The 8,014-nt window shown below is 39.4% G+C and carries 5 protein-coding genes; 2 read left to right on the top strand and 3 right to left on the bottom strand.

Annotated elements, in window-relative coordinates:
- Window positions 1-194 precede the first annotated feature (194 nt).
- The gene (locus M1381_11920; protein ID MCL4479777.1) at window positions 195-1,112 is read left to right on the top strand and encodes a glycosyltransferase family 2 protein; all 918 of its coding nucleotides are present in this window, start codon (window positions 195-197) and stop codon (window positions 1,110-1,112) included.
- 45 nt (window positions 1,113-1,157) lie between these two features.
- On the opposite strand, the gene M1381_11925 is transcribed toward M1381_11920, so the two are convergent.
- From M1381_11925 to M1381_11935, 3 genes are all read right to left on the bottom strand, one after another.
- A complete protein-coding gene (locus M1381_11925; protein ID MCL4479778.1) occupies window positions 1,158-3,758 on the bottom strand; it encodes a hypothetical protein in 2,601 nt (866 codons plus the stop codon).
- A 389-nt stretch (window positions 3,759-4,147) separates the two neighbouring features.
- Complete coding sequence (locus M1381_11930) at window positions 4,148-5,368, bottom strand: glycosyltransferase family 4 protein (protein MCL4479779.1); 1,221 nt, start codon at window positions 5,366-5,368, stop codon at window positions 4,148-4,150.
- Between the two features lie 8 nt (window positions 5,369-5,376).
- Window positions 5,377-6,831, bottom strand: a complete 1,455-nt coding sequence (locus M1381_11935) for a B12-binding domain-containing radical SAM protein (protein ID MCL4479780.1) — start codon at window positions 6,829-6,831, stop codon at window positions 5,377-5,379.
- 242 nt (window positions 6,832-7,073) lie between these two features.
- Between M1381_11935 and M1381_11940 the strand changes: the two genes are divergently transcribed.
- The coding region (locus M1381_11940; protein MCL4479781.1) for an oligosaccharide flippase family protein at window positions 7,074-8,014 on the top strand (941 nt) is incomplete at its 3' end.

The following is an 8,014-nucleotide window of genomic DNA, read 5'->3' on the forward strand; positions in this document are numbered from 1 at the left end:
AATCCCTGAGTTGTTCCCCGCCCGACATCAAAAGACTCTACAAAGCAAAATAATGAAATCTCCCCTCTTTTTATTACCATACCAAAAACAGTGGAGCCGCCCTGCAAGTCAGTTATCGCCCTTCAGTTTAATTTTATAGATGTAAGACGGGAAATATGCTTACTATTCACTCATGGATGTCATAGTAAAACAGGATGGCCATGATTTCGTTTATTATTGTTAACTACAATACAAAGGATTTGCTGCGAAACCTCTTGAACTCCCTTGAAAAATTCTTTGGAGGAGAAGAGATCATCGTCGTCGATAACGCATCATCGGACGGCAGTGCGGATATGGTCAGCCGGGAATTCTCCACTGCCAAGCTTGTCGCCAATACAGAGAATATCGGTTTCGCGCGTGCAAATAATCAGGCAATGCGCATTGCAAAGGGCGACGTGTTCGTGCTCATCAACAGCGATGCGGAGCTCATAGACGATAGCCTTAAGCATGCCGTATCTCTCGTAAGGAGCAACAACGATTATGGACTAGCCGGGTGTAAGCTTTTGAACAGTGATACCAGCACGCAGGTTTCTGTGGGCAGGTTCCCGGGCATTGCGTATGCGTTCTTATCAAACACCGGATTGGGACTGCTGCTTCCCTCCGGTTTAAGGGGAAAAATACTTACCGGCAGGTACTTCGATTATACCAAACAATCCGAGGTGGATTGGGTAATGGGTGCGTGCCTGATCTTGAGAAAGGATGTTTATCTCAAAGCAGGCGGTTTGAACACGGATTACTTCATGTTCGGAGAGGACATGGAGTGGTGCTACAGAATAAAGAAGGCAGGATACAGGATCATTTATACACCTTCGTCGCAGGTTATGCACCACTTCAACAAGAGCGGCTCTTCCGGCGCTGCGAAGCGCTACGAGCTTATGTACAAAAACTACTACTCGTTCTGTAACACCTACCTCGGCAAGCTCCGATCGGCGGTCATCCGCATACTGAATATCAAGGGGCTTTTGCTCAGGTATGCTGCCTATAAATTGGGATTGATAAAAACCAGCGACCCCTTCCTCTCCTATTGGTTTGCAAACTTCAAGCAGGCGATAAAGGCGCAGTTTAAATCCTAAAACAGGACAAGCTGTAAATTGTCTTTTATCTTGTTACAATTTTCGTTAATAATTTTGGCCACCGGGAAACTGTGGTCCTGAGAACGGGAAATATTGCGGTCCCTTTGCCACACAAACGAGCTCCGTAATGTTGTTGCCGCCGTAATTTACTGTCCAAACATTGCCTTTTGCATCAATGATGGGAGCGTAAGGTTGTGTACCTACTTGATATTTGTTCATTATCTCACCATCAGGACTTAATTCGGTCAGCGAGTTGTCATTTACATTGATTATCCACAGATTATTAGAGCTATCTATTGCAACATTATGCAGCCCGGCTCCTATAGGGAAAGTGCCTTGTATCGAGCCAGATGGACTTAGTTTGATTACTGAAGTGTTATTCGGGACCCAAATATTGCCATAGCTATCGATAGCTATGCCTGAAGGGCTGTCACTTATTGCAACAGTAGCGATGATTGAGCCTGAAGGAGACAATTCTGTCACACTGTTACCCTGGTAATTTGCAATCCACAGATTGCCGGATGCATCCACCGCCATACCTGCAGGATATTTACCTGAATAAAAAGTACCAAGAATTGAGCCAGAAGAGTTTAGCCTGGTTATGTAATTACTCCAAGAATTTGCTATCCACATATTACCGGACGAATCTATTGCTATACCCGCGGGATATGTACCTGCCGGATAAGTCGCTATGATTGAACCAGAAGGGCTCATCTTAGTTACAGTAGCGCTATAAATGTTTGTAATCCAAAGATTACCGGATCTGTCTATAGCGATATCCGCAGGGGTCGCTCCGCCCACCGGATACGTACCTATTATTGACCCGGAGGAATCTAATTTGGACACTGTATTATCATGTGAATTTACAACCCATATGTTACCTGATGCATCTAAAGCTATCCCATTAGGAACATTGCCTACTTGATAGATATGCGTTACCAATGAAGTAGAAACGGATAACGAACTTGAGGCTGTATCACCATAATTATCGCTCACGGTAACAGAAATAGCACCGGTTGAAGGGTATTGGCATGGGGCGGTAATCGTCGCAGTTTGCCCGTTCCCGGTAACAACCCACCCTTCTGTTGATGTCGTCCATGTATACGTAAATAGTGCCCCTTCATAAGATGCAATGCCTGCGAATACTTCTGCACTGCTCCCTGTTGGCACAGGATTAGGTGAAACTTTAAAACTTATTTTAACCGGGGATATTTTATACGGATGATATTGGGGCCCTTTTGCTACACCGACTATTTCCGTAAAATTGTTATCATTGGGATGTGTTATAAATACGTTGCCGGATGGGTCAATTGCTATTCGGCCTGTCTCAAGACCCAACGGCATATTGTAAGCACCGATTAAATTACCGCTCTTATCCAATTCAACTACCTGTCTGCTACCCCTGTTTGATATCCATACATTACCCAGTGCATCAATTGCCATGCCTGCCGGGTAATAACCTCTATACGTATCATAATACGATAGAGCTGGAAAACTGCCTTGCCGGGTGATTATTTGCGATTGCTTTAATTGAACAATTTTCCTGCTGCGCGTGCTTCCCACCCAAATGGTGTCAGAAGGTCCGATTGCCATTATCAAAGGAGTAACTTTAACTTTATACAGAGCAGTAATAATTCCCGTTGGTTTTACTTCAACGACAGCTTTCTCCTGATAAAGCGATACCCATAGATGACCGGATGAATCTATTGCGATATTTCCCGGACTTATACCTACAATATATCTCCCGAGTAATCTGCCATCAGGGCTTAATTTAACTATATGATTAGCACTCACTATCCATGCATTATTATGCGCGTCAATAGCTATATCTTTTAACAATTCGCCTGCATGATATGAGCCGACCGTTATACCTGCAGGGTTTAATTTAGTGACCGTTCCATCATCGTGGTTTGCTACCCACACATTTCCGATTGAATCTATTGCTAAAGCCTGGGGATTTTTCCCGACAGTATACATACCTTTCATAGTACCATCAGGGCCTAGTTTAAAAACTGAGTTGTTCGCATGATCGGTCATCCAAACATTGCCCAATTTATCAATTGCTATCCTATGGAATGCTATACCCAATGGGGCTTTTTCAGTCATATAAATATCCTGCGGTGTGGAGCATGCTTGTTTTGAGCGTGCACTTTCACCAGCGCTGTTTTCTTCTGTTACTTCGAAACAATAAACTGTTCCGTTGGTTAAACCTGTTATTGAATAGCTTGTAGTTGTTGTGAAACCGACCTTGCTATAAGTACCACCGGGAGTTTTTGTAATATAAATATTATAGTGTGTGTAATAGTGCTCTTTCAGTAAAGAGTGAGAAGCTGTTTTAGTCTTTTTAGCAGTATGTTTAATTTTTTTATTGATATCTCTGAAATATTCTTCTTTGTAAATTTTTACATTAATGGGCATACCCCAGACGAGAATCACCTTTTTATAACCCGGGGTTATTGTAAGATAAGCTGGCGGTACCGGCGGCCTGCCCTTTTTGGTATTTCCGGAAACGGAAGTGATAAAAAACAGGGGAGCTGGCGGAGCTGACATTCCTGCACTTGTGTATTTGTCGGCAGGTATAATAAGGCCAAAGATAAATAGTAAAGCTAAGGATTTTATACATACAAAGGTGTAAGCTTTTTTCATATAGCCTCCTTATTTTATAGACAAAATTAAGACATGATTTTCGTATAGTTACACACATTTATAAGTAATTCGCCATAATTTTGTCAAGGACACGTTTCAATCATATTTTGTAGCAAGAAGAGGATGCATCTTTCTTTATATTTATTTCCAATCCAGCATAAGATGGGTGAACTTCATTTGTTCATGAAAATGGAGAATGGATAGGTTGTCGTCTTTTCTAAAAAAGCTCTTTAAAAGCTATAAAATCCTTATAGACACTTACAGGCAAGCATAAGGAACTCTACTGTACTATTAGCATAAACGAGGTTTTGCTTCGCACCTTCTCTATAAGGACTACGCTGGGATTAAAATATATTCTTGAGTCATAATATCTGGGAATGCTATTTTGACTATCTTAGAGAATCATGTAGTGAAGCTTCGATTCTATTTATCGTGTGTTCGAAACAAAATTTTTCTTTAACAATATTACCTGCATTTTGTTTAAGCCTGTCAAAAAGGTCCGGGTCCTCAATCAACCGCAATAGTTCTGCCGCACATGCGTTTGCATCTCCCTTCGGGAAAATCAGAGCATTGATCTCATGCTGAAGAATTTCCCCACTGCCACCTGTTGCTGTGCCTACTACCACCAGTCCGGACGCCATTGCCTCAAGAAGAGTAATGCCAAAAGGTTCATCCCAAAGTGACGGAAAAATAAGTATATCGTGTTCATTGTATATGCGAGGCATATTTTCATGCGAGATCAATCCGGTAAAATGAATATTGTTTCCTAAGCCTAAAGAATGTACAAAATTATGTACTTGTTCTTCATAACCTTTAATTACAGAGCCGCCAACGATTGTCAGTGTAATTGTATTATATTTTTGCACTATTAATTTAAGTGCTTCAATTGCTGTCAGGACGCCCTTGTGAGGAATTATCTGTCCTACATATAATAGCCGTGTTGGGTTATTGTTATAATCTTTCTTAAAGGTATATTTATTCATATCAATACCCCAATGAATTACTTCCCCTCCTCTTACAGGCTTACCGGCTTTTATTGTCAACTGTTTTAAATAATGGCTGGCAAATTGTACATGGCTCAAGTCAATGGAACCTAAAAACTGTGGCAAATGTAAAACAGCAAAAAAAGAATTTAGTACACTTTTGCCGAATGCCCATCCAAAACATAATATTTTCTGATTCCATAAAGAATACCACGTATCCTTATCCCATAGAGATAGCCAATCATCAAAGACAAAGTAAGAAACAGGTAATTTCTTTTTTTTTGCTGAAAAAGCTAAAGATATTGAGATATGCGACAAGTTCCACATATATACTAAGTCTGGTTTGTAGAGTTTCACAATTTTTTTGAAGGCTTTTTGGTTGATTATTTCCTTTTTTACCACCTTTAAAAGGTATTGATAAGACCTGATATTTTTCCATGCAATGTCTGTTTCCAACCAACGGTATACTGTATCATCATTCTCGGGTGTATTGAGTCCATACGTGCTTGTGAGCACTTTGACTTCATACCCCCTCGCCTTGAGGGCTTCTACAACTTCCTGACATCCCAGTTCATAGCCACCAATGAAGTTCGGAGGATACACATTAGAAATTACTAGAATTTTCATGTGATCCGTCAACTTTTAGAACTTTTTAAGGGAGGTTGGATTTTTTTAAGAATTTTTTTAAAGAAAAAAGACAACATCTCACTCCTATCATATTTCCAAAGCAACGTGACTACCTGATACATATACTTCCATCTAGGAATATTCCCCGGGACAAGCACATCGAAGCGCCTCAGTTTTGTGTTTACCATCTCATAGGACTCTTGTCTGTCCGATGCGGAAAAATCAACTGTTTCAATGATCGATTTCACCTTATTACTGGCATTAGAAAAATGAAGGCCGTCTTCAGGATCACCGAGGAATTTGGCGTTTATCTTTGCCCAGTCCCAAAGCTCTGTTCCAGGATAGGGTACAAGCATATTAAAAAGTGCATTTATTCCCAATTTTTTGACAAATTCTACAGATCGCCTTTCTGCCTGAAAAGAATCTCCTGGCAGTCCTACAATGAAAAATCCATTTACGTCAATACCAGATTTTTTGAAGGTTTTAATGCCTTTTTCAATATCCTCTATAGTTTCCCCCTTTTTAACTGTTTTAAGAATATCAGGATCCGCACTTTCTACTCCTACACTGACACTCCGGCAGCCAGATTCGAACATAAGCCCGGCCAGCTCAGGATCTACACGATCTGCCCGTAAACCGTTGGGACACGACCATACCATGTTTAAATCTGCCTCGATAAGAGCATGGCATATCTGTTTACTTCGTTTTATATCGAGATTGAACACATCGTCAATTATCCAGAATCCTGTGATTCTATATTTATGTTGAGCCCACTTTAATTCTTCAATAATATTTTCCGGAGAACGCTTTCGGAAACCTTTGCCGCTTATTTCAGGAACACTGCAATATGAACAGTTATAAACACAGCCTCGACTGGTTACCAACGGATATGCCGTATAAAGAGATTCTCTTACATTTTCAGGGAAAAGCTCATATTCAGGAAACGGAAGATTATCCAGTTCCATGCCGGTAATCAATGAACGGTCTAAACAAAAATCCTTTTTAAGATTGTGTTTGGTGACTACTCCCTGAATATTTTCAACAGGACTACCTTCTGAAAGAGCAACGCAAATCAAGGGCAACAAGTATTCTCCTTCACCGACAAAGACAATATCAAACCAAGGTTCCGTTATGAGTCTTTCGTATTCAAATTTCGTGTGTGGACCGCCAAGTATTACATGAATTTTGGGAAATGAATCTTTAATCTGTTTTGAGAGGCTTCGAGCATCTTTCATCGTTGAAGTTTTAACGGACAAACCAATAATATCAGGTTTATATCCTTCAATAATCTGTAGAACTTGCCTATTAGTTAAACTCTCATTATTTAAATCGATAACGAACACATCATGTCCATTTTTATGAAGCGTAGAAATAAGATAAGCGAGTCCTACGTTTGGGAAAGGAACATTCCCGTTAACTGCACCTTGCCAGCCCCGAGGATCAATAAGGATTACGTTAGCCAAATTTAAATCACCTTTGCAATGAATCTTTTTAAATATTACCCGTTATGGAATATCATAGAATATCTTTGTGCCAAATTATTAATATGTTTATTTCATAATAGTATCGTCGTAAATTAATACAGATGTCAAGCTCGCATATACAATACTTATTATGAATGTAATAATTAAATATTTAAGAATGACTCAAAGAACACTCAATCAATTCTCTTTACAATTCATCGGTTTAACAATAGTTTTCAACTATGTCTCTTTCCAAGACATTAATTAAAAATATATTCAGTAATTACACTGGTGTATTTACATCCGCACTGGTAGGCATATTATTAACGCCATTCATCATCCACAGGATAGGAAATACCTCTTATGGGTTATGGGCATTGTTTCAGTCTGTTTTTGGTTATTTTGGTTTGCTTGACCTTGGGTTTGGTATATCTGTCGTAAAATATATATCCGAGTTTACTGCCAAAGGAGAACAAAAATCCATCAATATCTATGGTTCAACCATTTTTTTCACCTACCTTATCATCGGTATCGTATCAATTATACTGTCACTGCTTTTAGCCCCCTTTGTAAGGTTTATCTTCCATATTCCAGCTGAATACAGCAGGGTTGCATTCGATGCTGTTATTATCGGAGGTATCACGACTGCTGTTGTATTTCTTATGAGTTTTTTCATCAATATCCTTTCTGCTCGGCAAAGATACGATCTTACCAACTTACTCGGTATCATAAGAACTTTGATTTATGCAGGGAGTGTTGTTCTCTTATTAAACAAAGGGTTTGGGTTGCTATCATTATTTATGCTTACCCTTGTTCTATCGGTAATAACTTTGATCATTGGTTATTATATCGCTGTAATAAGATTAAAATTTGTAAGTATTAAATTGTCTTTGTTTAAATTCAAAACACTCAAATTTGCTTACAAGTATAGTGTTGTTGCATTTCTTAACAGTATATTAGGCCAGATAAATTCGAGTATAGGTTATATAATAATAAGTGCCGTTCTGACTGTTAAGCTCGTTGCCTTTTTTGCGATTGCATCCAAAATTAACAATGTAATAAACCAGGTGATGGCATCTATTGTTTCTGTTACTCTCCCCGTGTTCTCTTCATTATGGGCTGTGAACGACAAAGAAAAAATCCGGTTTGCTTACCTTGAGGTAACAAAAATAGTATTGATTAT

This window comes from Deltaproteobacteria bacterium (assembly GCA_023382265.1).
Taxonomy (GTDB): Bacteria; JAMCPX01; JAMCPX01; order JAMCPX01; family JAMCPX01; genus JAMCPX01.

Bases quoted from the DNA above. Each gene is read 5' to 3' on its own strand.
- M1381_11930 (MCL4479779.1), bottom strand. From the start codon at position 5,368: ATGAAAATTCTAGTAATTTCTAATGTGTATCCTCCGAACTTCATTGGT.
- M1381_11925 (MCL4479778.1), bottom strand. From the start codon at position 3,758: ATGAAAAAAGCTTACACCTTTGTATGTATAAAATCCTTAGCTTTACTA.
- M1381_11920 (MCL4479777.1), top strand. From the start codon at position 195: ATGGCCATGATTTCGTTTATTATTGTTAACTACAATACAAAGGATTTG.